Source organism: Mesorhizobium sp. LCM 4577, assembly GCF_001854795.2.
In the GTDB taxonomy this organism is placed as follows: domain Bacteria; phylum Pseudomonadota; class Alphaproteobacteria; order Rhizobiales; family Rhizobiaceae; genus Mesorhizobium; species Mesorhizobium plurifarium.
In genome coordinates this window covers 146,545-172,312 of the sequence record NZ_MDDU01000024.1, presented here as the reverse complement: position 1 = coordinate 172,312, position 25,768 = coordinate 146,545, and the positions used below count along the sequence as shown (strand labels likewise).

Sequence of the window (25,768 nt, the reverse complement as noted above, 5' to 3'; positions counted from 1 at the left end):
TCGCGGTTGCCGGGCATTTTTTATCGTCGCGGCCCGACGAGAAGTTCGTGGGCTGGACGTGCTCCCTCCAGAATGAGGTCGGCCCATAGTTGGGCCAATTCCCGTCGCCGCTCTAGATGCAGCGCGCGGTTATAGGCGCCTTCCACCTTGTCCTTCGGTACGTGCGCCAGCATGAGGTCGATTACAGGCTTATCGGCCCGGAACCGCTCGTTCATCACGGACGAGAATGTCGCCCGCCAGCCGTGCGGGACGTGCTTGTGGTGATACCCGGCCCGATTGAGCAGATAACCGATAGCATTCTCGCTCATCGGCTTGTGCGCATGGCGGGTATTGGGGAAGGCGACGGGACCGCGGCCCGATATCGTGCGCAGCGCCTCGATGGCTTCCACCGCTTGTCGAGACAACGGCACAAAATGGTCGCGCGCCTCGTCGTCCTTGTGTTGCAGGCGCATTTTCATGCGTTCCGCAGGTATCTGCCAAAGGTCGTCGCCAACGGGCCATTCCGACCATGGCGTTGTTGCCAGCGTGCCGGGTCGCACGGCGGTCAAAGCGAGAATGCGCAGCGCAAGCTTGGTCACTGGATGTGCCGGCTCGGCTTCTGCCTTGGCGAGCATTTCGCGCGCTTTGTCCAAGTCGATGATGGCGGGCTGCTTGCCCTTCTTCATCGGCGCCATTGCGCCTTTGACGATGGCAGCCGGGTCGTTGTCGGCTCGCCCTGATGCCACGGCATAGACAAAGATGGCGGACATACGTTGACGAATGCGGCGAGCCGTTTCCTTGGCTTCCCGCTTTTCGATCGGCCGCAGCAACGCCAACACCTCGGCGGCCGTGATGTCCTTGATCGGGACGTTGCCGAAGGTCGGGAACACGTCACGTTCCAAGCTCACCAGCACATCACTGGCGTGCCGTTCCGCCCATTGCGGCTTCTGTAGTTCGTACCACTCGCGCCCAATTGCCTCGAAGGTGTTGGCCGTGCTGGTGACGTGGGCGAGTTTCCGCAGCTTCTTAGTGATGCTCGGATCCTTGCCTGCCTTCAGCGTCTCTTTGGCTTCATCGCGAGCCTTGCGCGCCGCCACCAGCGAAACGTCGGGGTAAGAGCCCAACGAAAGCAGCTTTTCCTTTCCGCCGAACTCGTACCGGAATCGCCACAGCTTGCCGCCCGCAGTGCTGACGAACAGATGCAAGCCGCCACCATCCGTAAGCTTGTAGGCCTTGTCCGCCTTCTTCGCGCCCTTGCATTGCGTGTCTGTCAACATGGTGCCTTCCCCTTGAAATACCCGGTTCAAAGGAAAGATACCCGGTTTTATACCCGACTTCCACCGGGTAGGCGCGGCATGGGCTGGCAAAGCATGGCAACGCGAAGACGCCTTAAACGTAGAGTTTACAAGGCTTTGCGGGAATCTATGAACAAGAATGGGAAAGGCTGTTGGCGGAGGGAGTGGGATTCGAACCCACGGTGAACTTGCGCCCACGCCGGTTTTCAAGACCGGTGCCTTAAACCGCTCGGCCATCCCTCCATCGTGATCTTCACGAGGCGCTTCGTCCTGCCGGCCGCGAAGCCGTGCCGACACGAACGCAAGCGCCCATGCTCTAGTGCGTCGTGCAAAGATCTGTCAATCGCGGGAAAGGCTCAATCATTGTTCTCGGGAGCCGGGGGCAATTGCAGGAAGCCGGTCGGATGCAATTGACAATGCCGCCAAGACCCTGCCAATCTGTACCTGCTAATATTCTAACGGGGGAATTGATGAAAAAGATCTATGAGAAGCCGGTTTTGACGAAGCGCCAGAAGCTGTCTCGTGCGACGGCCCAACAGCTGCCGTCCAACGTGCAGCCGCAATAGCAGGACAAAGCCTTACTCTTATTCGGATTTGACGCGCCGGCGATCTTGTGGCCGGCGCTATTGGCAGCAGGGTATTCTCGAACGAGCAGGGACCTTCCGAGCGGCGGTATTGTGCTCGTGCCATAATCTCGCCCTGTTGCGGCCATAATCGATTAACATCGTGATAAGCAATTCCTGTGCAAAAGGGATTGAGGATCAAGGTGTTGGCTTGCGGGCGACTTCTGGCTCCGCGAGTGGCAGCACGGTAGGGGACAATCGAAAACATGCAGGAACCGGCGCGCCCGCGTCTTCGTCGCGCTTCTGCTTTCGCCCTGTGCGCCCTTTCGGGCCTGCTGCTGGCTGCCTGCGCCTCACAGCCCGAGCCGAAGGGGATGGTCTACAAGAAGGCCCGCTCCAAGGAATATTTCGCCGAATCCGAATATGGCGTGAAGGCGAGCCCGCGCGTCCAGTTCATGCGCCGCGGCGGCGGCCGCGACCAGCTCGGCAAGCCCTATCAGGTGCGCGGCAAGTGGTATTATCCGAAGGAAGATAAGAAGGGCTTCACCAAGGTCGGCCTGGCGTCCTGGTATGGCGATGCCTTCCACGGCCGTCTGACCGCCAATGGCGAAGTCTATGATATGACGCATCTGACGGCGGCGCATCCGACGATGCCGCTGCCGAGCTATGCCCGCGTCACCAATCTGGAGACCGGCAGTTCGGTGATCGTGCGCGTCAACGACCGCGGCCCCTATCATGAAGGCCGCATCATCGACGTCTCCCAACGCGCGGCGCAGATGCTCGACTACGACAAGGTCGGCACGGCCAGGGTCAAAGTCGAATATGTCGGCCGCGCGCCGCTCGACGGTAACGACGACCAGTATCTGGTGGCCTCCTATCATCCCGGCAAGAACCGGCCGGATCCGTCGGACGGCCTGCCGACCGGCGTGATGGTGGCCATGAACGGCCCGTCACCGAGCATGCCGGTAGGCGCGCCGCCGGCCGCCGTGCCGTTCCCTGGACAATTGACCGATTCTGGGCAGGCCTTTGCCGCGCAGCCGGGCCTGTCGGATGAAGCCACCGTTCAACCGGCAGCGTTCTCGACGCAGGGCGCCAGCGATGTCGCGCTGCCCGATTTCGGACCGATCGTGCCGGAACGGCCCGATCTCGGTCTTCCCGCGAACTCGCCTTTCGCCATGGCTTCGCTGTCCTATGCGGATGAACGGGTAAAGCGCGCCGATGTCTTTGCCGCGCTCGACGCCGGCGGCATGTCGCCGGCCGATATCCTTCGCTCGTGGAAGAAATCGAATCGCCAGGAACAGGCGCCTGCGTCCGACTATGTCGCCGCCGGCTCCTTCGACGAAGCCGCAGAGGCAAAGCGCGTCGCCGCCGCACTCGAACCGTTCGGCCGGACCGAGATCCAGCGCACCGAGCTCGACGGCAATGATTGGTATGCGGTCAACGTCTATCCGGACGGCCATGGCAGCATCGACGAACTGCTTCAGGCAGCCTGGTCGCATGGCGCGCCGGACGCGCTGGTTGTGCGTAACTGAGCAAATTCGCACTGCCCGTTGATCCGGTCGAAAAAACCCTGATAGCTTGGCTGTGGGTAGCTTTGCGCAATTCCGGGGCGGAGGCCGCTCGGCACCGTCCGGTGTTGCTCAGATTGGGTCGACATTTCATGCAATTGCGTGTTCTTCCGCCTTTCGCCAGCCTTCTGGGATTGGTGCTGGCGCTGCTTTGCGCCGCTCCGGCGAAGGCCCAGCTTTTCGAGACCAAGGCGGCGCAGGCGTTCATGATCGACGCCGACACCGGCACGGTGCTCTTCGCCAAGGACCCCGACAAACCGATTCCGCCGGCCTCGATGGCCAAGCTGATGACGATGGAGGTGGTCTTCAACGCTCTCAAGGCGAAGCGGATCACGCTCGACGACACGTTCGTGGTCAGCGAAAACGCATGGCGCACCGGCGGCGCGCCGTCCGGAACCTCGACCATGTTCGCCAAGCTCAAATCCGAGGTCCGCGTCGAGGACCTGATCCAGGGTGTCACCGTGCAGGCGGCCAATGACGGCTGTATCGTGCTGGCCGAGGGTATGGCCGGCTCGGAGGCGAATTTCGCCGCGCAGATGACCGATCGCGCCCGTCAACTCGGCCTTCAGAAATCGACCTTCGTCAATTCGACCGGCCTGCCGGCCGACGGCCAGCAGACGACGGTGCGCGAGCTGACGATGCTGGCGCTGCATCTGTGGCGCGATTATCCGGAGTTCTTCCACTATTACGGCCAGCCGGACTTCACCTGGAACAAGATTTCGCAGAAGAACCGCAACCCGCTGATCGCCATGGGCATCGAAGCCGACGGCTTCGTGGCCGGCGCCAGCGAGCAGGCTGGGTTCGGCCTGGTCGGCACCGTCAGCCACAACGGCACGCGCGTGATCGCCGCCCTCAGCGGACTGGCGAATGACCGCGAACGCGCCGAAGAGGCGCGCAAGCTGCTCGACTGGGGCTCGCGATCATTCCAGAAGACCGAAATCTTCGCCAAGGACGAGGTGGTCGGCGAAGCGCAGGTTTTCGGCGGCGCCAAGTCCGACCTGGCCTTGAAAGCCAAAGGCCCCGTGGACATCTTTCTGCCGATAGCCAACCGCGACAAGCTGACCGCCAGGATCGTCTACCAGGGTCCGGTATCGGCGCCTGTCGAGGAGGGGCAACCGGTCGGAGAATTGCGCGTTTGGATAGGCGATACGCTGAGCCAGCAGACGCCGCTCTATGCCGCCGAGTCGGTGAAAGTGGGCACGCTGCCGCAGCGCGCGCTCGACGCGGCCAAGGAACTCGCTGTCGGCTGGCTGCGTCAGAAACATTTGTGATCGGGCAAGTTCGTGGACCTTTTGACGGACGGGAGCTATGACAGCGGCCAGCACGAGCAAAGGCAGTCTCGATTGGCGAGCGGATTTTTCATCACCTTCGAGGGCGGCGAAGGAGCAGGCAAGTCGACACAGATCGAGCGGCTGGCGCGGCGCATGCGCGCCAAGAAATACGAGGTGCTGGTCAGCCGCGAGCCGGGCGGATCGCCCGGCGCCGAGGCCGTGAGGCATGTGCTCCTGTCAGGGGCGGCCGAGCCGTTCGGCCCGAAGATGGAGGCGATCCTGTTCGCCGCCGCGCGCTCCGACCACGTCGAGCAGGTCATCCGGCCGGCTGTCGAGCGCGGCTCGATCGTGCTGTGCGACCGCTTCATCGATTCCTCGCGTGTCTACCAAGGCGTCACCGGCGGGCTCGATGCCGATTTCATGAAGGCGCTGGAGGCGGTGGCCATCAACGGCATGATGCCGGACATGACGCTGATCTTCGACATCGATCCGGTTGAAGGCTTGAAGCGGGCTACGGCGCGGCGCGGCGCCGGCGACGCCGCCGATCGCTTCGAGAAGGAAACTCTGGCCATCCACCGGCGGCGGCGCGAGGCTTTCCTGGCCATCGCCGCGGCGGAGCCGGAGCGCTGCGTCGTCATCGACGCCTCCGCCGATCCCGATACGGTGGAGAATGTCGTCACCGCCGCCGTCTTCGCGGCGCTGGAAGAGCGGATGCCGGCGCAAAGGATTGAGACCGCGCCGGCATGATCTTCGAACGCATCGCCCCCGAGCAGCACGACACGCTGGACGGCGTGCCCGAGCCCGCCGAAACGCCGCGGCTGATCGGCCACGCGTCGGCGGCGGGGATGATTGCCAGCGCCTACCGCGCCGGCAAGCTGCCGCATGCGCTGATCTTCGCCGGGCCGCAGGGCATCGGCAAGGCGACGCTCGCGTTCCACATCGCGCACCATCTTCTGAAGTATCCGGATTTCAAGACGGCGCCCGAAACGCTCGCCGCTCCGGACCCGGCTTCCTCGCTGTTTCGCCAGATCGCCACCGGGGCGCATCCGGGCGTTCTGCACCTGACGCGCCCGGCCAACGACAAGACCAAGAGCTTCAAGACGGTGCTGACCGTCGACGAGATCCGCAAGGTCAGCCGCTTCCTGTCGATGACCTCGCATGACGGCAGCTACCGCGTCGTCATCGTCGATCCGGCCGACGACATGAACACCAACGCCGCCAACGCCCTGCTCAAGAATCTCGAAGAGCCGCCGGCGCGCACTTTGTTCATCCTTATCGTGCATGCGCCGGGCAGCCTGTTGCCGACGATCCGCTCGCGCTGCCAGGTGGTGCGCCTGGCGCCTTTGGCCGCAGACGAGCTGATGGCGGTGCTGGAGGGCGTTGAGCCGCCGCCGCCGGACGATCCGGCCGCGCGCGCGGCGCTCGCCGAGAGGGCAGGGGGCAGCGCCCGCAACGCGATCCTGCTCACTCAATATGGCGGGCTGGAGATCGCCGGCGCGCTCGACACGCTGGTGGCGGCCCGGAAGCCGGACATCGCCGGCGCCCACCGCCTTGCCGAGGCCGTGGCGGGGCGCGACCAGGCGATCCAGTTCGACATCTTCAACCGGCGCGCGCTCGATCTGCTTTCGGACGCCGCCAGCGAAGCGGCATTGTCCGGCGATCTCGCCAGGGCCAAAACGCTGTCCGAGGCTTGGCATGAGGCGCTGAACACGATATCTGAGGCCGAGACCTACAATCTCGACAAGAAGCAGCACGCCCTGACCATGATCGACCGCCTGAATTCTGCGATGCGAATGTGACGGCCTGTTCGATGCATGCCGTTGGCCCACTTTCGGGCGGCATGCATTGGCCTCGGGATGGCAATGGACGTTCCGATGCGATATCCACCGCCACAACTCACATTCAGATATTCATGACGGTTCATTCATGTCACGCGAAACATTCTACATCACGACCGCGATCTCCTACCCGAACGGCAAGCCGCATATCGGCCATGCCTATGAGCTGATCGCCACCGACGCGCTTGCCCGCTTCCAGCGACTGGACGGCAAGGACGTGTACTTCCTGACCGGCACCGACGAGCACGGCATCAAGATGCTGCAGACGGCGCGCAAGGAAGGCATCACGGCGCGCGAGCTCGCCGACCGCAACTCGGCCGAGTTCAAGCGCATGGCGAGCGCGCTCAACGCGTCCAACAACGATTTCATCCGCACCACCGAGGAGCGGCATTACGCCTCCTCCCAGGCGATCTGGAAGGCGATGGCCGCCAATGGCGACATCTACAAGGGTGGCTACGCCGGCTGGTATTCGGTGCGCGACGAGGCCTATTACGGCGAGGAGGAGACCGAGGTCCGGGCCGACAATGTGCGCTACGGGCCGCAGGGAACGCCTGTCGAATGGGTCGAGGAGGAAAGCTATTTCTTCCGGCTGTCGGCCTATCAGGACAGGCTCATCGCACTCTACGAGAGCCAGCCCGATTTCATTGGTCCGGCCGAGCGTCGCAACGAGGTGATGCGCTTCGTCAAATCGGGGCTGAAGGACCTGTCGATCTCGCGCACCACGTTCGACTGGGGCGTGCCGGTGCCAGGCGACGAGAAGCATGTGATGTATGTGTGGATCGACGCCTTAACCAACTACATCACCGGCGTCGGCTATCCCAATGAAAACGATGAGAAATGGCGGTTTTGGCCGGCTGACGCTCACATCATCGGCAAGGACATCGTCCGCTTCCATACGGTCTATTGGCCGGCCTTCCTGATGTCGGCGGGAATCCCGCTGCCAAAGCGCGTCTTTGCACACGRCTTCCTGTTCAACCGCGGCGAGAAGATGTCGAAGTCGGTCGGCAACGTCATCGACCCGTTCACGATGGTGGAGCATTACGGCGTCGACCAGGTGCGCTATTTCCTCCTGCGCGAGGTGCCGTTCGGCCAGGACGGCAACTACAGCCATGAAGCGATCGTCAACCGCACCAATGCCGACCTCGCCAACGGCCTCGGCAATCTGGCGCAGCGGTCGCTGTCGATGATCGCCAAGAACTGTGGCGGCGCGGTACCGCGGCGCGGCGAGTTGGCGGAGGCCGACACGGCGATGCTCGACCAGGCCATCGAAGCRCTGGCCGTTTCGCGCCGGGCGATGGCGGAGCAGGGGATCCATCTGGCGCTGGCGGCGATCTTCGGCGTCGTTGCTGAAGCGGACCGTTATTTCGCGTCGCAGGAGCCGTGGGCGCTGAAGAAGGCGGATCCGGAACGCATGGAAACAGTGCTTTGGACGACGGCCGAGTTGGTCCGCCGGGTGGCGCTGCTTTGCCAGCCCTTCATTCCGGGGTCGGCCGCCAAGCTGCTCGACCTGTTGGCGGTGCCTTCGGACAAGCGCGCTTTCGAGCACGTCCACGCCGACCACGCGCTGGTGCCCGGGACCGCCCTACCAGCGCCGGAGGGCGTGTTTCCGCGTTATGTCGAGCAGAGCGCCTGATGCTGGTCGACAGCCATTGCCATCTCGACTTTCCGGACTTCGCCGAGGAGCGGGCGGCTATAGTCGCCCGCGCCCTCGCCGCCGGGGTGGGCCGCATGGTCACGATCTCGACGCGCGTGAGGCGATTTCAGCAGGTCCTTGAAATCGCTGAGACTTTCGACGATGTCTATTGCTCTGTCGGCACCCATCCGCACAATGCGGCGGAAGAACTCGACGTGACCGCCGACGAACTGGTGCGGCTTTCCGGCCATCCCAAGGTGGTGGCGATCGGCGAAGCCGGCCTCGATTATTTCTACGACCACGCGCCGCGCGATGCGCAGGCGCAAGGTTTTCGCACCCATATCGCGGCCGCGCGCCGGACCGGTCTGCCGCTGGTCATCCATGCGCGCAATGCCGACGACGACGTGGCGTCGATCCTCGAGGACGAAACAGGGAAGGGCGCCTTCCCCTTCATTTTGCACTGCTTTTCGTCCGGCCGCGGGCTGGCCGAAGTCGGTGTGGCGCTGGGCGGCTATGTCTCCTTCTCCGGCATCCTGACCTTCAAGAATTCCGCCGAGCTGCGCACCATCGCCGCCGACGTCCCGCACGACAGGCTGCTGGTCGAGACAGACGCGCCCTACCTGGCGCCGATCCCGCATCGCGGAAAACGCAACGAGCCGGCCTATGTGGTGAATACGGCGAAGATTCTTGCCGAAACCATCGGCGTCAGCGAGGCCGAAATCGCCGATATCACCACCAGCAACTTCTTTCGGCTGTTCACCAAGATGCCGCGTCCCGACATGGCGGCGGGCTGAGGCATGAGCGACCGGCTGCGCTTCACCGTTCTTGGCTGCGGCTCATCGCCCGGCACGCCGCGCATCACCGGGGACTGGGGCAATTGCGACCCCGAGAATCCGAAGAACCGGCGCATGCGCACGGCCGCGCTGGTCGAGCGCGTTGCCGCCAATGGCGCGCGCACCACGGTCGTCATCGACACTGGGCCGGATTTCCGCGAGCAGATGCTGCTTGCCTCCGTCAAGCGCCTCGACGCCGTCGTCTACACGCATCCGCATGCCGACCATATCCACGGCATCGACGATCTGCGCGGCTACGTGCTCGAGCAACGCCGCCGCATCGATATCCACGCCGACGAGCCGACCATGCTGCGGCTGCGCCAGGCGTTCGGTTATTGCTTCGAGACGCCGCCCGGCAGCTCCTATCCGCCGATCGTCGACGCCCATATCATCGACCACCGGAAACCGGTCGTGATCGAAGGCGAGGGGGGCGCCCTCACCCTCGAGCCGCTGCCGCAGTTCCATGGCGACATCATCTCGCTCGGCTTCCGCATCGGCGGGCTTGCCTATTGCCCGGATATCAGCGGCTTTCCGGACGCCACCGTCGAGCGTTTGGGCGGCCTCGATATGCTGGTGATCGACGCGTTGCAGTACAACACCCATCCCAGCCACCTGTCGCTCGGCCAGGCGCTGGAGTGGATCGAAAAGCTGGCGCCCAGGAATGCCGTGCTGACGCATATGCATGTGCCGCTGGATTATGCCGCCGTGATGGCGGAGACGCCGGATCACGTGGCGCCGGCATATGACGGCATGGTGATCGAAATTCCTTACGAGTCAGAACGATAGCGGCAACTGCTCAGTCGGTGCCGCGCCGGCCGTTCGTGCGTTTGGCTGATAGCTCGGATTCGTGAAAGCGGCGCCGGCAGCCAGTCCACGGAGCTTGTCGCCAATAGCGAAAGTCGCGGCAATTCCCTGGCCGGTGCCTAGCATTCTAGTTCCATAATATATCTTATGCGACTTTTCTGTATGGCCCACGGGATGCCGATAACGCGATGCCCAAGCAGCCCTGCTCGACAGCCGCACCGAGCCATTGCGCATCCATTTGCGGCGGCAACATCTGTTCGGAACTCATCCAATGAACCTCGCGTTGGCCTGGTGAGCGGTTTGAGGATCTTCGGATGCGTTCACGGATCAGGTTGAATAGCGGCACGGAATTGTCTTTCCTGACGGCTGGAGAATCTTCCAGACCGGCTCTTCTCCTTCTTCACGGCTTCCCGAGTTCCTCCAGGACGTTTCGCCATGTCATTCCCTTGTTGTCGAAGGTCGCTTATGTGATTGCTCCTGATATGCCTGGGTTCGGCATGTCCGATGCTCTGCCGGACCCGTCTTTTGATCGCCTCGCCGATGCGATCTCGGAATTGCTTGGCCACCTCGCGATCGGTCCGCGCTACATCTATCTTCATGACTTTGGGGCTCCGGTCGGTCTGCGGATAGCCATGCAGGCACCCGATCTGATGCTGGGCTTCATTATCCAGAACGCCAACGCACATGGAAGCGGAATGGGGCCAGCATGGAAGGCGACGCAGGACTTTTGGGCTAATCCTGATCCAGACAATGAAGCGAAAGCCACCGCGCATCTGACGTTCGAAGGCACGCGGGACCAGTATGTTGCTGATGTTCCCGACGATGTTGCCGCGCAGATTGCGAGCGAAAGCTGGGAGGAGGACTGGCGCGTAATGCAGCGGCCCGGAAATATGGAGACGCAGCGCGCGCTCATCGCCGACTATGGCAATTACGTCGCCCGCTTCGACGAAATTGCYGACTATCTGCAGCGCCGGCAGCCGCGCGCCCTGATGCTATGGGGTCGGCATGACACGTTCTTCGACCTGGCAGAGACGCTGTCATGGATGCGGGCTCTGCCCAGGATGGAAGCACACATTCTCGACGGACCCCATTTCCTGCTGGAGACGCATGCCGACCGAACCGCGTCGCTGATGGTTGACTTTCTGGAACGACAATAGGACAGCCCCACAGCCGGCGCTTGGACGACATTACATCGATTCTGAAGGCCTGATCGGAAGTTGTCGGCGTACCCTTCCCTGTCAGTTAGTCTTGCTTGCCCTGCCCTGATTAAGTTCATTAGTTTATTTCATGGCCGCCGGTGTCTCAGATCGGATACGCGTCTTTGTCGAAGCGCTTCCATTGAAGCCGGGACTGCGCGTCCTGGAGGTCGGATGCGGTCCGGGCGTTGCAGCTCGCGATATCGCTCGCCGCATCGGCGACGGCTTCATTCTCGCCATCGACCGCCCGGAGAAGGCAATCCGATTGGCGCGAGCGGGATCGGCTGACGAGATGGCTTGGGGCTGCCTTGATTTCAGGCGTGCGGCAATCGAAGACTTCGCTTTGAATGCTGGCGAAGCTCTTTTCGATATCGCCTTTGCCATGCGGGTCGGCGCGCTCGATGGGCGTCACCCCGAAGCCAACCAGGCAGCCTTGACGCGGATCAAGGCGGCGCTGAAGCCGCATGGCAGATTTTTCATCGATGGGGGCGATCCGTTAAAAGAGATCGATCTGGTTCGTTGCAAATCCTGAAAACCATTGATCTCGGCGTCACCGAAGGCACCGCCAGTCAGGCAGTGGCTCTCAGAGCCTTATTCGCCGGCATCGCAGCGCCGTAGTCCTAGAAATAGTCGAGAACTCCGCTGAAGGCGGTTGCGACTGCAGCGAGATGGACGAGGACGAGCGCCAGCCATCGGCTGCTGCCGCCAGGAGCAGCGAATGCTCCATAGGCAGGAAACTGTGCCACGGCCAAGCCTACGGACAGGCTGGTGACGGTTTTGTCCGTCAACAGCGTCACCAGCATGGGTATCGGATAGAGCGCGCGCGCCAAGACCCAGTGGCCATGCCCGGCTCCGGCGGAGAAGAGCGCCAGCAGCAAGGCCACCGGCGTGGCGCAGAGTCCGAAAACGAGCCCTGCCCGCCATGAGAACTTCGGCATCATACCTCCGAAAAACGATACGACCTCGAATATCTATCGCAGCCCGATCACTGCAGATCCGACAGCTCATCATCGAGGATCAGCGCCTGCCTGGCCGTCGCATCGAGCGCGCAGCTGACCATGATGTTGCTCTGGCGATCGGTGTTGACGGTTTCGGCGGACGCTTCCGCCGCGCATCGCGCGTCGCGATAGGCGATCCAGGCGCGTTGCATCTTGCGATAGCCGTCGCGAGCCTTGGGCGCGGCCTTGGCCATCAGCGCCGCATAGGTGGTGTTGAGGCGATCCTCCCACACGGCAACCTCGCGGTTGGCGCAATCGATCAATCCAAGCTGCGAGCGGCCGTCGTCGCTCTCGAAAGAACACAGCTCGGTCACGTAATTGATGCACGAGGCGGGCTCGTGTCCGGCGAGCTTGATCGCGTTGTCGATATGGATGGCCGGCGTCGGCGTATCGTTCACGTCGGGAACGTCACCTTGAAAATCGCCGACATATTTCAGGCATCCGTCAAGCGCCGCCCTGTCTGAGGCACGCAGTTTCTCCCCGGCCGTCGCAGGCGACAAGGCGGCAAGGAGCAAAGCACAAACCGCCAGCATCAGAACGCTTTTCATCGCTGTAGCCCCACTGTGTTGCGCGAGACGTGGATTGTCGCAAAACTCAGGGCCGAAGCAACTACCCTGCCCCAGGCTGCCATCGCGCCGCGGCGCAACAATGAAAGCACCCAGAAAATGACTGCCTTGCCTTCCTTTCTCGGCCTTCCCGACCGCCTCGCCGACGGGCGCATGCCGCGCGCTGTGATCTTCGGAGCCAGTCACGGCACGACCTATCCGGGCCAGGATAGCGGCGGCCATGCCTTGGCGGCCAGCGTCATCCGCGCGGCCAGCCAGGACGATACCCCGCTGATGGAGCACTGGGACTTCGACCTCGGCGGCTCACTGTTTGATGGCGGACCGGCCTGTTGCGTGGACGCCGGCGACGTCTCGACCACCATGCATGACAATGCTGGCAATCGGGCCCGCATCGAGGCGAGGACGCGTGAGGTTCTGTCCCTGCCGGCCGTGCCGATCCTGCTCGGCGGCGACGATTCCGTCGTCATTCCGTTCCTGGCTGGGTTTGCCGGCCACGGACCAATCTGGATCCTGCAGATCGACGCCCATATCGACTGGCGCGACGAGGTGCATGGCGAACGCTACGGCTATTCGAGCCCGATGCGCCGGGCGAGCGAGATGGCGCATGTGGCCGGCATGGTGCAGGTCGGCCTGCGCAGCGTCGGCAGCGCACGCGTCGGCGAAATCGAAGCGGCGCGGCGCTATGGCAGCCGCTTCGTGACCGCGCGCGAGATTCATGCCCACGGCGTCGAAGCCGCTTTGCAGCACATCCCGGAACGAGCGCGTGTCGTCGTCACCCTTGACTGTGACACCCTCGATCCCTCGATCATGCCGGGCGTGGCGGCGCGCACGCCTGGCGGCCTCACCTACACCCAGGTGATCGACCTGATCGCGGGCCTCGGCAAGCGGGCCAAGATCGCGGGGTTCGACCTCGTTGAGCTCTACTCTCCCGCAGACATTGACGGCCTGTCGGCCATCCTCGCGTCGCGCCTTCTCGTCAATGCGATTGGCGCCATTATCCGGCAGACCGGCTGAGATACGATAGGATGACCTAGAAAAAGCTGTTCAGAAACGCCGCCGTCGCGTCTGAAACACCGACGATCTTGTTGGTCGCCTGGCGGTAGAATTTGAAGTTGAGCTCGGTCTCGGGCCGGCCATCCTTCCAATCCTTGAAGCGCTTGATCTCATCGCGTCCCAACCGCTTCGTCGCCAACGCGGTGCGGCGGACGGCAATGCTGACGCGCGGCGTCTGCCGCCCGAGATCGGGGCGTCCGGGGGTAGCCTCCGAGGAGGTTACGATACCGCGCGCGACAAGTCCCTGCCCGCCTTCGTTCTCGCTGGCGAACAGGAAGGCGACGTCGCCTTCGGCGATGTGCTTGCCGCCATACATGGTTTTCTGAGCGGCAAAGACGAATGTCTCTGCCTGAGGATCCTTGATTTCGACCTTGATGACATATGCCATGCCTCACGAGTCCCGGCTGAGGCTAATCCGATAGCTCAGCACGCGCCGGGCGCCCGGCTCGAACAACATGACACCCGGTTTGTCGGCGAACTCGCCGTCGAAATCGACGGGACTGGCAATGCCGCGCCAGGGTTCGATGCACAGGAACGGCGCGCCGCCGGGCTTGGACCAGATGCCCAGCTCGTTGAATCCCTGCCATGACATCTCGATCGCCGGCCCACGCCCGGCGGCGTAGCGCACGCTGCCGTTCACGGGCTTGTCGAGGATGACAGCGTCGTCGACGAACAGTTTTTCGGAAAGCGGCAGCGTCTTTTCCTCGATGGGCGTCGGTTGCGGGTCCGGCAGCAGCAGGCCATCCTTCAGGCGGCGCACCGGCGCCGGCTCGTTGTCGGCGAAGGTCAGCCGATAGGCCTCCTTGGACAGTTCCGGCAGCAGCGRCCAGTTGAACGCCGGATGCGCGCCGATCGAGGCCGGCAGCAGCTCGTCGCCGGTGTTGGTGACCTCGAAGGTCACGCCAAGCTGCCGGGGGCTCAGCTCGTAGCCGATGGCCAGGCGAAAGGCGAAGGGGTAGTGCGTTCGGGTCTCGGCGTCATCCGTCAGGACCAATGTGCAGGAAGCCGGCCCCTGCTCCGCCCAGGCAAAGCGCCTGTCGCGGGCAAAGCCATGCTGCGTCATCGGATAGGTTTGGCCGCGGTGCCGCAACTGATCGCCCTTCAACCGGCCGACGATCGGGAACAGGACCGGCGAATGACGGCGCCATGCAGGGCCGGCCTGCCACAGAAGCTCGATGCCGTCGCCATCGCGCAGCGAGACAAGCTCGGCCCCCTGCCCGACAATGGTTGCCGAGATGCCGTCAGCGTGAAGCGTCAGCTGTTCCATTGCGTCCTCGCGGCTGGCTAATCCGGCCGGCAGGCTAGCAAAAGGCCGCGCGTTAACTCAAGCGCGGCAGCCAGATCGCACCTTGGTCGTGGACGCCTTGGTGCGTAGTCGACAAAAATGGCCGGAGGTTTCCCTCCGGCCACGCGAGGTCGGCAGTGTTGCCTGCTACGGTCCGGCTTATTCGCGCTCGCCGGTGAAATTCAGGAGCAGTTGGAAGATGTTGATGAAGTTCAGATAGAGCGAGAAGGCGCCGAAGACGGCGAGCTTCTGCTGCGATTCCGCGTCGAAATTCTCCGCATACTGTTCCTTGATGGTCTGCGTGTCCCAGGCGGTGAGGCCGACGAAGACGGCGATGCCGATCACCGAAATGGCGAACTGCAGCGCGGTCGAGCCGAGGAACAGGTTCACGAGGCTGGCGATCACCACGCCGATCAGGCCCATGATCAGGAAGGACGAGAACTGCGTCAGGTCGCGCCTGGTCGTGTAGCCGTAAAGGCTGGTGGCGCCGAACATCGTGGCGGCGATGAAGAAGGTGCGCGCGATGCTGGTCGAGGTGAAGACCAGGAACACGGAGGCGAGCGACAGGCCCATGACCGCGCAGAAGGCCCAGAACATCGCCTGCGCGCCCGAGGCCGACATGGTCTGCATCTTGAACGAGAAGAGCATGACAAAGGCGAGCGGCGCCAGCATCACCACCCATTTCAGCGGGCTGGAGAAGATCGGCACATAGAGCGCGGGCGTCGAGGCCACGAAGAAGGCGACGAGGCCGGTGACGACGAGGCCAAGGCCCATATAATTGTAGACGCGCAGCATGTGCTTGCGCAGGCCCTCGTCATAGACGGCTCCGGCCTGGACGCCGGTGCCCATTCGGTATCCCAGATTGGGGCTGTTCATTTGGTTCTCCTTGGTTCTCAGTAGAGGGTTCTGGCGAGTTTCTCGGCGGCACGGTCGAGATTGCCGGCGTCGCCGCGTCCGACCACCGCATAGGCGACCTCGCCGATCTGGAAATACGCGGTTGAAATGTCACCGGAGGGCGCGACCGTCGGTTGCACCACGTCGAACGTGCCCGGCCTGATGGCGAACAGCGAGACAAGACCGAGGTCCTTGGTCTCGACCGCCACCTCTACGCTCGGCCCGAATTGCGAGGGATAGACCTGGACATCGCGGATCTTCCAGTCGCCGGGCAGCGACGGCATGACGATTGCGGTGGCGGCGCGGATCTCATCGGCATTGTAGCCCGGCGCCTCTTCCTGCGATGGCATTGTCTCGCGCACCAACGTCGTCCGGTGCGCCCTGACCGCATCCTCGACATAGGCCGGTGGCTGTGTCGAGGCGACCACCTTGGTCACCGCGATCGGTCCGAAGACGCCGTTGGCCAGCCAGCCAGCCGCGACCAGCACGGCCGCGGCCGCCRCCCGCTGCAGCACGGCAAGGATACGTCCCCTGGCGAGCGCCCTTTCCAGCCGCCGCGCTGCTTCCGTTGTGGCCGGACGCGCCCTGCCGGCCGGTCCGGCAAGCGCGACACGCAACTCGTCGCGTGTCCTCAAATCGGACATCACGCGCGCCGCCGCTTCCGGGCGCGCGGCAAGGTGCGCCTCGACCTCGATGCGGCGGGCGACATCCAACTGGTCGTCGACATAGGCGTCGAGGTCGGCATCGGTTACGGGGTCGACAATAGCGGTCATTGATCGTCTCCCACGATCCTGAGGTGAGGCCTGGCTTTGGGTGCCGTGCCCTCTTCCATTTCGCGCAGCGCGGCACGCGCGCGGCCGATGCGCGACATCAAGGTTCCGAGCGGGATACCGATGACGTCGGCGGCCTGCTGATAGGACAGCCCTTCGATGGCGACGAGGTGGAGGGCTGAGCGCTGTTCTTCGGGGAGCGAAAGAAACGCTTCCCGGACCTGCGACAGGCGCACCGAATGGTCCTGCGACGCCGGCATGCTCTGGTCGGCGACAAGGCCGGCCTGTTCGATGCGCGCGGCCTCGGAGCGGCGCGAGCGCATGCGGTCGATGAAGATGTTGTGCACGATCGCCAGAAGCCAGGCGCGCAGATTGCCGCCCGAGCGAAAGGTCGCGCGCCGCTCGTAGGCGCGCACCAGCGCGTCATGGACGAGATCCTCGGCATCGGCGCCGTCGCGCGTCAGCGAGCGCGCATAGCGCCGCAGCGACCCCAACTGCCCGACGATATCGAAGCGTGCCATCGACCGTTTCATGCCCTGTTTACGGAGCATGTAGGGATTTTAATCCCCTGCCCGGCATTTCTTTTCGTGTCGCCGGCAGAGCGGAAACCGCTGGCGCGGCGGGATCGATTTGCGTATCACTCCGCCGCCATTGGAGCCTTATCGATGTTCGAGACCCTGCAGCCCGCGCCCGCCGACAAGATCCTTGCCCTGATCGGCCTCTATCGCAACGATCCACGGCCCGGCAAAGTCGATCTCGGTGTCGGCGTCTACAAGGATATCGACGGCAGGACGCCGGTGATGCGCGCCGTGCGCGAGGCCGAGAAGCGGCTGCTGGCGAGCCAGGACACCAAGACCTATCTCGGCCTTGCCGGCGATACCGGTTTCAACGCCGCCATGATCAAGCTCGCCTTTGGCGATAAGGCGGACCATTCGCGCATCCGCGCTGCGCAGGCGCCTGGCGGATCCGGCGCGCTCCGGCTGGTGGCCGAGCTTCTGCAACGCACGCGCGCCGGCGCGACCGTGTGGCTGTCCGACCCGACCTGGCCGAACCATCTGCCGGTGATGCGCGCCGCCGGCCTTGAGGTTCGCAACTATCCCTATTTCGATGCCGCTTCCGGCGCCGTCCGCTTCGACGAGATGCTGGCGGCGCTCAGGACGGCCAACAGCGGCGATGTCGTGCTGCTGCATGGCTGCTGCCACAATCCGACCGGCGCCAATCTCGATGCCGCGCAATGGGCCAAGGTTGCCGAGGTTCTCCTGGAGCGCAGCCTGCTGCCCTTCGTCGACATCGCCTATCAGGGCTTTGGCGAAGGTCTCGACGCCGATGCCGCCGGCCTGCGGCTGCTGGCCGGCAAGGTGCCGGAAATGGTCGTCGCCTCGAGCTGCTCGAAGAATTTCGCGGTCTATCGCGACCGCGTGGGCGCGGCGATGATCATGGCCAAGGACGGCGCCCAGGCCGACGTAGTGATGAGCCAGATGCTGGCGGCGGCGCGCGCGCTCTATTCGATGCCGCCGGATCACGGCGCGGCGGCGGTGCGCATGGTGCTCGAAGACGCCGCCCTGAGGAAGGACTGGGAGACGGAGCTCGAGGAGATGCGGCTGCGCATGCTGAGGTTGCGCGTCGCCTTCGCCGAGGCGTTGCGCCGACAGTCCAACTCCGACCGCTTCGATTTCGTCGCCAGCCATCGCGGCATGTTTTCCAGGCTCGGGCTGACCGAGGCGCAGGTCGAACGCCTGCGCACCGAGCACGCCGTGTATATGGTCGGCGACAGCCGCATCAATGTCGCCGGCCTGCCGGAGGACGGGATGGACGATCTCGCCAAGGCGATCGTCTCGGTGCTCGACTGAGGCCTGCGACAGCTGTGGACAAGTCGCGCCGGCCCGCCGCCGGGATGGCCGGCTCGGGGGCAGCGCGCTAGGCTCCAGGCCATGAAACCCTCGAAAGACATTTTCCGGCTGATCGAGATCATGGCGGCGCTCAGGGCGCCGAAGACCGGCTGCCCTTGGGATGTCGAGCAGAATTTCTCCACCATAGCGCCCTACACGATCGAGGAGGCCTATGAGGTGGCCGATGCCATCGCGCGCGGCGATTTCGACGACCTGCGCGAGGAACTGGGCGACCTGCTGCTGCAAGTCGTCTACCACGCGCAGATGGCCGAGGAGATCGGCGAGTTCGCTTTCGGCGACGTCGTCGAAGCCATCACCACCAAGATGATCCGCCGCCATCCGCATGTCTTCGGCGACGAGCAGGCCCGCAGCGCCGGCATGGCCAAGGGCATGTGGGAGAAGATCAAGGCTGAGGAGAAGGCTGAAAAGCGCAATGCCCGCATCGCCCGCGGGCTTGATCCGGAAGATCACGGCAAGGGTTTTCTCGACAGCGTTCCGGTGGCGCTCCCTGCCCTGACCCGGGCGCTGAAGCTACAGGAGAGAGCAGCGCGCGTCGGCTTCGACTGGAGCGAGGCAGCCCCAATCCTCGACAAGATCGAGGAAGAAATCGGCGAGTTGCGCGAAGCGCTCGCCACCGGCGACGCCGCGCCCATCAAGGACGAGTTCGGCGACATGCTGTTCGCCGTCGTCAATCTCGGCCGCCACCTCAAGCTCGATTCAGAGGCGGCGCTCAGCGGCACCAATGAAAAGTTCCGTTCGCGCTTCCACTATGTCGAGCAGGCCCTGGCGGCTTCGGGCAGCTCGCTGGAGAAGGCGACGCTCGACGACATGGAATCGCTCTGGCAGCAGGCCAAAAGCGCCAAGTAACAGCGGGTTAGCTGCCGCTCTTGCGATGCAGGCGGTTCTCTATCTCCTGCCTGGCGCTGTGCGTGGCCGTCAGCGCAAGGGTGACGCTGCCGTCTTCGTTGTCGGTGCGCGAAACGACGTCGCCGTTGCGGTAGAGCCAGTCGACCTGGCCGAGCTGGGTCGGACTCAACGTCACCGTCATCGTTTCCAGCTCGCCCGACACGCGCGTCTCGATGAGCGCCTTCAGCGTGTCCAGTCCTTCGCCGGTCACCGCCGAAATGGCGATCGGCGGCGCCTTGCCACTGGCGCTCTCGGCAAGCAGGCGCTCGCGATTGCCTTCGTCGAGCAGGTCGATCTTGTTCCAGACCTCGATCACGCGGTTCGTGTCGGCGGCATCGACGCCGAGATCGCCGAGGATGCGTTCGACATCTTCCGCCTGCGCCGCCGTGTCGGGATCGGAGATGTCGCGCAGATGCAGCACCAGATCGGCTTCGACGACCTCCTCCAGCGTCGCCCGGAAGGCGGCCACAAGATGAGTCGGCAGGTCGGAGATGAAGCCCACCGTGTCCGACAGGATCACCGGCGTGCCGTGCGGCAGCCGCACGCGCCGCAAGGTGGGGTCGAGGGTGGCGAACAGCATGTCCTCGGCCAGCACCCCTGCCCCGGTCAGCCGGTTGAACAGCGTCGACTTGCCGGCATTGGTATAGCCGACGATCGCCACCACCGGAAACGGCACCTTCTTGCGCTTGGCACGGTGCAGGTCGCGCGTGCGGCGCACCGTTTCCAGCTCGTGCTTCAGCTTGGTGATCTTGTCCTGCAGGATGCGGCGGTCGGATTCGATCTGGGTTTCGCCGGGGCCGCCGAGGAAACCGGCGCCGCCGCGCTGCCGTTCGAGGTGGGTCCAGCTTCGCACCAGCCGGCCCTTCTGGTAGTTGAGATGCGCAAGCTCGACCTGCAGCGTGCCTTCCTTGGTGCGCGCCCGCTCGCCGAAGATCTCGAGGATCAGCCCGGTGCGGTCCAGCACCTTGGCGTTCAATTCCTTTTCGAGATTGCGCTGCTGCACCGGCGTCAGCGGATGGTCGACGATGACCAACTCCGCCTTATGCTCCTTCACGATGTCGGCGAATTCGGCCACCTTGCCGCTGCCGAGCAGTGTCGCCGGCCGCGGGTCTGCGACCGTCACCACCGCGGTGTGGACCGGGTTGAGATCGATGGCGCTGGCAAGTCCGACCGCTTCGTCGTGGCGCGCGTCCGCCGAACGGCTCAGGCGCGGGCGGCTCGACTCCTCGTCGCCGCGCGGCTGGCGGGTAAGCACCGGCACAATGACGACAGCCCGGGTCGGATCCTTGGCTTCCGGCCCGAGTTGATGTCCTTGTTTTCCGCGAACGCTGCGGTCCGCGTCCTTATCACGTGCCAATCAGGCGCCCTGGCTTTCCTCGCCATCGAACATCTGAACCGGCTGGCTCGGCATGATCGTGGAAATGGCGTGCTTGTAGACGAGCTGGGAGTGCCCGTCACGCCGCAACAACACACAAAAATTGTCGAACGAAGTGACGACGCCGGTCAGCTTCACGCCGTTGATGAGGAAGATGGTGAGTGGATTTTTGCTCTTGCGAACTGAATTCAGGAACAGGTCCTGAAGGTTTTGCGATCGTTCCGCCATTTTTCTTGTCTTTCGCCGATCCCCTTCGGTTTGCGGCCAATGCGCCAAATTACGCGGCACCTGTCAAGCGCGCAAACCCCCTCTTGCCGATACAAAGGCAAGCAGAACGAGATAGTTGAGGTTCATTCCAGTTGTGCGGTTATCAGGCTGGACTTTTTTCCGCAACGTCAAAAAAGGCTTGCCGCAACGAAAGTGTCATGGAACCGGGATGGCCATTTGCGATCGGCGCGCCGTCGATTTCGACCACCGGCATGGCGATCGTGGTCGCCGAACTGATGAAAGCCTCGCGCGCCGCCTTGGCTTCGGCGACCGAAAAACCGCGTTCCTCGATCTTGAGGCCGAGCTTGGCGGCGACATCGAAAAGCGTCGTGCGGGTGATGCCGCGCAAGATGCCGTGCTCGGCCGGCCGGGTCACCAGGACGCCGTCGCGGGTGACGATCCAGGCGTTTGACGAGCCGCCTTCCTTGACGTTGCCGTCGGTGTCGACGAACCAGGCTTCCTGGGCGCCCGCTTCCTTGGCCTTCTGCTTGGCGAGCACATTGGGCAAAAGGCCCGTGCTCTTGATGTCGACGCGGTCCCAGCGATTCTCCGGAACGGTGATGACCTTGATGCCGCTCTCCACCCGCTTCGCGCTTGCGGCCGGGTCGGCCTTCCTGGCGGTTATGACCAGGGACGATTTCGTCCCTGCCGGCGGAAAGACGAATTCGCGACTGGCGACGCCGCGCGTCACCTGCAGATAGACGAGGCCGTCGACCACGCCATTGCGATTGACCACCTCGCGCAACAGCATCGGCAGCACGCCTTCCGAGACCGGCCAGGCGATCGACAGTTCCTTCAGCGAGCGCTTGAGCCGGGCAAGATGGCGCGGCATGTCGACGATATGGCCGCGCGCCACTTCGCAGACCTCATAGACACCGTCGGCGAATTGGTAGCCGCGGTCCTCGATATGGACGCTGGCTTGGGCATGGACGACATAGCGCCCGTTGACATAGGCAAAGCGCGGCATGGGCACCCTCGGGGAAATATCCGGCTTTCTTAGGCGATTCCGCCCCGGCCGTAATGAACAATCGCGTGGGCCAAGCGCTTGCTATACACCGAGCGACTTCAGCTTGCGGTGGAGTGCCGAGCGTTCCATGCCGATGAATTCGGCCGTCTTCGAGATGTTGCCGCCGAAGCGGTTGATCTGGGCGATCAGATAATCCTTCTCGAATTGCTCACGGGCCTCGCGCAGCGGCAGCGCCATGATGTGCTGGTCCGACTGGTTGGGCGTGCGTGGCATGACGTCGCCGATCTCGGAGGGCAGAAGGTCGGCGGTGATCGGGGCATCGGGATTTTCCCCGCGCGCCAGGATCATCAGCCGTTCGACATTGTTGCGCAACTGGCGAACATTGCCAGGCCAGTTGTGCGCCTGCAGCACGGCTAAGGCATCGTCGCCGATGCGGCGCGGCTTGATGCCGGCCTGGCGCGCGATCTGCTTCATGAAATTGTCGACGAGGTAAGGGATGTCCTCGCGCCGTTCGGCGAGCCCCGGCACCATGACCGGAACCACCGCCAGGCGATGGTAAAGGTCCTCCCGGAAGCGGCCGTCGGCGATCATCGCCTCGAGGTTCTGCGAGGTCGAGGAGATGATGCGAACATCGACCTTGACACGCTTGGTGCCGCCGACCCGCTCGAACTGCTGCTCGACCAGCACGCGCAGGATCTTGTTCTGCGTCTCGCGCGGCATGTCGGCGACTTCATCGATGTAGAGGATGCCGCGATGCGCTTCCTCCAGCGCGCCGACCTTGCGCTCGGTGCCGTTCGATTCGGTGCCGAACAGCTCGATCTCCATGCGCTCGGGCGTGATGGTAGCCGCGCTCAGCGTGACGAACGGACCGGTCTTGCGCGACGACAGCGCGTGGATGGCGCGCGCCGTCAGTTCCTTGCCGGAGCCGGACGGGCCGACGATCATGACGCGGCTGTTGGTGGGCGCGACGCGCTCGATGGTCTGCCGCAGTTGGCTCATGGCCGACGACATGCCGATCAGGTCGAAGGTCTCACCGCTCCGCTGCTTGAGGTCGGAGACCTCACGCCGCAGCTTGGACGTTTCCAGGGCGCGCTCGGCAATCAGGATCAGCCGGTCGGCCTTGAAGGGCTTCTCGATGAAGTCGTAGGCGCCGCGCCGGATGGCCGACACAGCCGTTTCGATATTGCCGTGGCCGGAGATCATCACCACCGGCATGTTCGGATGCATGGTCTTGATCTCGTCGAGCAGCGCCAGGCCGTCAAGGCGCGAGCCCTGCAGCCAGATGTCGAGGAAAATCAGCCGCGGCGCGCGATCGGCGATCGCCGCAAGCGCACTGTCGGCGTCATGCGCAGTACGGGTTTCATGACCCTCGTCGCTCAGGATACCGGCGACAAGTTCGCGGATGTCTTCCTCGTCATCGACGATGAGAATGTCAGACGCCATTATCGACCTTTTCAGTTTCTCGTTCGTGTTCGTTTCGACCTTCACCGCGTGGCGGCGCGGCTACGACCGTCGCCGGCGGCAGGATGATCGAGATCATCGCGCCCCGGCCGCCATGGAAATCCTCTGGCGCGTCGTGCAATTCGAGACGGCCGCCATGGTCCTCCACGATCTTCTTGACGATAGCGAGGCCAAGCCCGGTCCCCTTCTCGCGCGTCGTCATATAGGGCTCGAGAAGCCGTTGGCGATTCTCGCGCGGCAGCCCCTTGCCGTTGTCGATAACGTCGATTCGTATGGCGCCATCTTGGCGTCCGGCCTGAATCCGGATTGTGCCGTCCGAACGTTCGTCGGCATCAAGCCCATCGATCGCCTCGGCCGCGTTCTTGATGACGTTGCCGAAGGCCTGCGCCATCAGGCGGCTATCGAAAGTGCCCTTCAACGGCTCGCCGCCGAAGTCGCGTTCGAAGGCGATGTCGGAGCGGCTGACCTCGACCAGGAAAGACGCCTCGCGCAACGACTCACGCAGGTCTATCGCCTTCATCTCCGGCTTCGGCATGCGGGCAAAGGCCGAGAATTCGTCGACCATGCGGCCAATGTCCTCGACCTGGCGGATGATGGTATCGGTGCACTGGTCGAAGACCTCGCGGTCCTCGGTGATGACCTTGCCGTAGCGGCGCCTGATGCGCTCTGCCGAAAGCTGGATCGGCGTCAGCGGGTTCTTGATCTCATGCGCGATGCGCCGCGCCACATCCGCCCAGGCCGACGAACGCTGCGCCTGGACGAGATCTGTGATGTCGTCGACGGTGACCACATAGGATTTCTCCTCCTCGCCGTCGTCGCCGGACTCGACCGTGACCTGGACATTGAAGGTGCGCTCCAGGCCGGTGCGGAAGAAGGTCACCTGCTCGCGATAGACCGGCTTGCCGGACTGCCGACCGATCTCGAAGACGCGACCGACAAGCGGCAAGACCGCCGAAAGGTTCTGGCCGAGCGTCGCATTTGCCGAAATTGCGAGCATGGTTTCGGCCGAGCGGTTGACGATGGTGATGATGCCGTAGGGATCGACGCCAATGACGCCGGCGGTGACGCCGGCGAGCACCGCCTCGGAGAAACGCCGGCGCTCGTCAATCAAATCCTTGGCCGACAGCAGCTCGTTGCGTTGCGATTTGAGTTCCAGGATCATGTTGTTGAAGGTCTCGCCGAGCGAGGCGACATCGCCGTCGGACTGGCGCACGGGAACGGCAACGTCGAGATTGCCGGTCGCAACCTCGTCGGCGGCGCCGATCAGCTGTCGGATCGGCCGCACAAGCCGGTCGGCGACGGCGATGCCGGTCCAGATCGCCGAGAGTATGATGATCAGCGTGAGCGACAGATAAGGCAGTGCGAAGGCGACCTGCGAGGTCCGGCGGTTATCTTCCAGGTTGCGGTATTCGTCGGTGTTGGACCTGACGATCTGGCGCGCCTTGATCACGTCGGGATCGACCAGCCGGATCGTATAGAGGTAAAGCCCTTCGATCTCGCGCAACTTGATGATGGCGCCCATGATGTTGCGAGTGCGCGGCTCTATCAGCACCGGCTTGCCATCGGCCGCGGTGTCTACAGCGCCCGGGGGCGGCTCAGGCATGGGAAAATCGGCATCGGTTTTGGCGTTCATGACGAACGAGCCGTCAGGCTTGATCAGGGCCGCATGCGCCAGTCCGCGGCCGACGGCTTCCTTGTTCAACAGGTCGAGGAAACCGCCCTTGTCGAGGCCGTAGAGCGTGCGCGAGGCATCGAGATCGTATGCCATCGACAATGTCGTGCCCTGCAGGTTTCGCGCGTTCTCCTGCACATAGGCGTCGGCAATCGACAGTGACGAGTTGACGATCGTCTTGGTGCGGATTTCGAACCAGCGGTCGAGGCCGATGTCGAGCGTGATCGAGGCGATGATCGCCACCATGATGGCCGGAATGGCGGCGACCAGCGCGAACATGGCGACGATGCGCACATGCAGCCGCGAGGCAGCCCTGCCGTGGCGCCGCGCCAGGACGATACGACGCACCTCGCGGGCGATCAAGGCGATGAGGAACAGGACAAAGACGGCATTGGCCGCGACCAGGGCCCAGGTYGCGTCGGCAGTGGGCGCGATGGGGGTTGCGCCGACCAAGATCGCAAAGGAGATGGCCGCCGTGATCATCGCGCCGGCAATGGCGACCACGCCGGGCAGAGCCAGCAACCGTCGCCCGTCACGCGTGCCGGTCTGGTTGAAAAGCGGTTGGGTCAGGGTCGGAGCCTCAGCGGCCATGTCGCGGTACGGAGTCGGTCATCGCGTCGGATGTATGCAACGCATTGTGGCGATTATGCAACAAGTGTGGCTGGGAAGATAATCTTTCCCGGCA

25 protein-coding genes and 1 tRNA gene are annotated in these 25,768 nt (G+C 63.7%); 12 read left to right on the top strand and 14 right to left on the bottom strand.

What is annotated here, in order from left to right; genetic code table 11:
• Positions 1-20: 20 nt before the first annotated feature.
• Together LCM4577_RS22475 and LCM4577_RS22470 are read right to left on the bottom strand one after the other, a co-directional pair.
• The gene (locus LCM4577_RS22475) at positions 21-1,256 is read right to left on the bottom strand and encodes a phage integrase central domain-containing protein (RefSeq protein WP_071073493.1); all 1,236 of its coding nucleotides are present in this window, start codon (positions 1,254-1,256) and stop codon (positions 21-23) included.
• Between the two features lie 171 nt (positions 1,257-1,427).
• Positions 1,428-1,517 (bottom strand) — tRNA-Ser (locus tag LCM4577_RS22470).
• Positions 1,518-2,103: 586 nt separating this feature from the next.
• Between LCM4577_RS22470 and LCM4577_RS22465 the strand changes: the two genes are divergently transcribed.
• From LCM4577_RS22465 to LCM4577_RS22425, 9 genes are all read left to right on the top strand, one after another.
• Entirely contained in the window at positions 2,104-3,369 is a 1,266-nt protein-coding gene (locus LCM4577_RS22465) for a septal ring lytic transglycosylase RlpA family protein (RefSeq protein ID WP_071073491.1), read from the top strand.
• Between the two features lie 128 nt (positions 3,370-3,497).
• Entirely contained in the window at positions 3,498-4,676 is a 1,179-nt protein-coding gene (locus LCM4577_RS22460) for a D-alanyl-D-alanine carboxypeptidase family protein (RefSeq protein ID WP_071073489.1), read from the top strand.
• Positions 4,677-4,748: 72 nt separating this feature from the next.
• The gene (tmk, locus tag LCM4577_RS22455; RefSeq protein WP_041006702.1) at positions 4,749-5,423 is read left to right on the top strand and encodes a dTMP kinase; all 675 of its coding nucleotides are present in this window, start codon (positions 4,749-4,751) and stop codon (positions 5,421-5,423) included.
• Positions 5,420-6,475, top strand: coding sequence for a DNA polymerase III subunit delta' (locus tag LCM4577_RS22450; RefSeq protein WP_071073488.1), 1,056 nt, complete (start codon positions 5,420-5,422; stop codon positions 6,473-6,475). The genes tmk and LCM4577_RS22450 overlap by 4 nt, the downstream gene beginning before the upstream one ends.
• Before the next feature lie 127 nt (positions 6,476-6,602).
• The gene (metG, locus tag LCM4577_RS22445; RefSeq protein ID WP_071073486.1) at positions 6,603-8,147 is read left to right on the top strand and encodes a methionine--tRNA ligase; all 1,545 of its coding nucleotides are present in this window, start codon (positions 6,603-6,605) and stop codon (positions 8,145-8,147) included.
• A complete protein-coding gene (locus tag LCM4577_RS22440; protein WP_071029967.1) occupies positions 8,147-8,941 on the top strand; it encodes a TatD family hydrolase in 795 nt (264 codons plus the stop codon). Before metG ends, LCM4577_RS22440 begins: the two co-directional genes overlap by 1 nt.
• 3 nt (positions 8,942-8,944) lie before the next feature.
• On the top strand, positions 8,945-9,766 hold the full coding sequence (locus tag LCM4577_RS22435) for an MBL fold metallo-hydrolase (protein ID WP_071073484.1): 822 nt from the start codon (positions 8,945-8,947) through the stop codon (positions 9,764-9,766).
• 332 nt (positions 9,767-10,098) lie between these two features.
• Entirely contained in the window at positions 10,099-10,941 is an 843-nt protein-coding gene (locus tag LCM4577_RS22430) for an alpha/beta fold hydrolase (protein WP_071073482.1), read from the top strand.
• 130 nt (positions 10,942-11,071) lie between these two features.
• Positions 11,072-11,512: a cyclopropane-fatty-acyl-phospholipid synthase family protein gene (locus tag LCM4577_RS22425; RefSeq protein ID WP_083354811.1), complete on the top strand. Its 441-nt coding sequence runs from the start codon at positions 11,072-11,074 to the stop codon at positions 11,510-11,512.
• 88 nt (positions 11,513-11,600) lie between these two features.
• Here LCM4577_RS22425 and LCM4577_RS22420 read toward each other — a convergent pair whose 3' ends face one another.
• Both LCM4577_RS22420 and LCM4577_RS22415 read right to left on the bottom strand, forming a co-directional pair.
• Positions 11,601-11,918 carry a hypothetical protein gene (locus LCM4577_RS22420; RefSeq protein ID WP_131803497.1) on the bottom strand — a complete coding sequence of 106 codons (318 nt, stop codon included), beginning with the start codon at positions 11,916-11,918 and terminating at the stop codon, positions 11,601-11,603.
• A gap of 47 nt (positions 11,919-11,965) precedes the next feature.
• Positions 11,966-12,730, bottom strand: a complete 765-nt coding sequence (locus LCM4577_RS22415) for a lysozyme inhibitor LprI family protein (protein WP_244508407.1) — start codon at positions 12,728-12,730, stop codon at positions 11,966-11,968.
• On the opposite strand from LCM4577_RS22415, the gene LCM4577_RS22410 reads away from it, so the two are divergent.
• Positions 12,644-13,558 carry an agmatinase gene (locus LCM4577_RS22410; protein ID WP_071073476.1) on the top strand — a complete coding sequence of 305 codons (915 nt, stop codon included), beginning with the start codon at positions 12,644-12,646 and terminating at the stop codon, positions 13,556-13,558. The genes LCM4577_RS22415 and LCM4577_RS22410 overlap by 87 nt on opposite strands.
• Before the next feature lie 16 nt (positions 13,559-13,574).
• On the opposite strand, the gene LCM4577_RS22405 is transcribed toward LCM4577_RS22410, so the two are convergent.
• From LCM4577_RS22405 to LCM4577_RS22385, 5 genes are all read right to left on the bottom strand, one after another.
• The gene (locus LCM4577_RS22405) at positions 13,575-13,985 is read right to left on the bottom strand and encodes a hypothetical protein (protein WP_071029981.1); all 411 of its coding nucleotides are present in this window, start codon (positions 13,983-13,985) and stop codon (positions 13,575-13,577) included.
• A gap of 3 nt (positions 13,986-13,988) precedes the next feature.
• Complete coding sequence (locus LCM4577_RS22400; protein WP_071073474.1) at positions 13,989-14,864, bottom strand: aldose 1-epimerase family protein; 876 nt, start codon at positions 14,862-14,864, stop codon at positions 13,989-13,991.
• A 177-nt stretch (positions 14,865-15,041) separates the two neighbouring features.
• Positions 15,042-15,758, bottom strand: a complete 717-nt coding sequence (locus LCM4577_RS22395) for a Bax inhibitor-1/YccA family protein (RefSeq protein ID WP_040982899.1) — start codon at positions 15,756-15,758, stop codon at positions 15,042-15,044.
• A gap of 17 nt (positions 15,759-15,775) precedes the next feature.
• On the bottom strand, positions 15,776-16,549 hold the full coding sequence (locus tag LCM4577_RS22390; RefSeq protein ID WP_071073472.1) for an anti-sigma factor: 774 nt from the start codon (positions 16,547-16,549) through the stop codon (positions 15,776-15,778).
• Positions 16,546-17,079: a sigma-70 family RNA polymerase sigma factor gene (locus LCM4577_RS22385; protein WP_041006726.1), complete on the bottom strand. Its 534-nt coding sequence runs from the start codon at positions 17,077-17,079 to the stop codon at positions 16,546-16,548. Before LCM4577_RS22385 ends, LCM4577_RS22390 begins: the two co-directional genes overlap by 4 nt.
• A gap of 132 nt (positions 17,080-17,211) precedes the next feature.
• On the opposite strand from LCM4577_RS22385, the gene LCM4577_RS22380 reads away from it, so the two are divergent.
• Complete coding sequence (locus tag LCM4577_RS22380) at positions 17,212-18,396, top strand: amino acid aminotransferase (RefSeq protein ID WP_071073470.1); 1,185 nt, start codon at positions 17,212-17,214, stop codon at positions 18,394-18,396.
• Between the two features lie 81 nt (positions 18,397-18,477).
• Positions 18,478-19,302, top strand: coding sequence for a nucleoside triphosphate pyrophosphohydrolase (gene mazG / locus LCM4577_RS22375; RefSeq protein WP_071029992.1), 825 nt, complete (start codon positions 18,478-18,480; stop codon positions 19,300-19,302).
• Between the two features lie 7 nt (positions 19,303-19,309).
• Here mazG and hflX read toward each other — a convergent pair whose 3' ends face one another.
• The 5 genes from hflX to LCM4577_RS22350 form a co-directional block, all read right to left on the bottom strand.
• Entirely contained in the window at positions 19,310-20,698 is a 1,389-nt protein-coding gene (gene hflX, locus LCM4577_RS22370; protein ID WP_071029994.1) for a GTPase HflX, read from the bottom strand.
• Positions 20,699-20,944, bottom strand: coding sequence for an RNA chaperone Hfq (gene hfq / locus LCM4577_RS22365; protein WP_006202172.1), 246 nt, complete (start codon positions 20,942-20,944; stop codon positions 20,699-20,701).
• Between the two features lie 142 nt (positions 20,945-21,086).
• Complete coding sequence (locus LCM4577_RS22360; protein ID WP_071073469.1) at positions 21,087-21,950, bottom strand: D-amino-acid transaminase; 864 nt, start codon at positions 21,948-21,950, stop codon at positions 21,087-21,089.
• Between the two features lie 81 nt (positions 21,951-22,031).
• Positions 22,032-23,393 carry a sigma-54 dependent transcriptional regulator gene (locus LCM4577_RS22355; protein ID WP_041009338.1) on the bottom strand — a complete coding sequence of 454 codons (1,362 nt, stop codon included), beginning with the start codon at positions 23,391-23,393 and terminating at the stop codon, positions 22,032-22,034.
• A complete protein-coding gene (locus LCM4577_RS22350; RefSeq protein WP_071073467.1) occupies positions 23,383-25,674 on the bottom strand; it encodes a PAS domain-containing sensor histidine kinase in 2,292 nt (763 codons plus the stop codon). Before LCM4577_RS22350 ends, LCM4577_RS22355 begins: the two co-directional genes overlap by 11 nt.
• Positions 25,675-25,768: the final 94 nt, after the last annotated feature.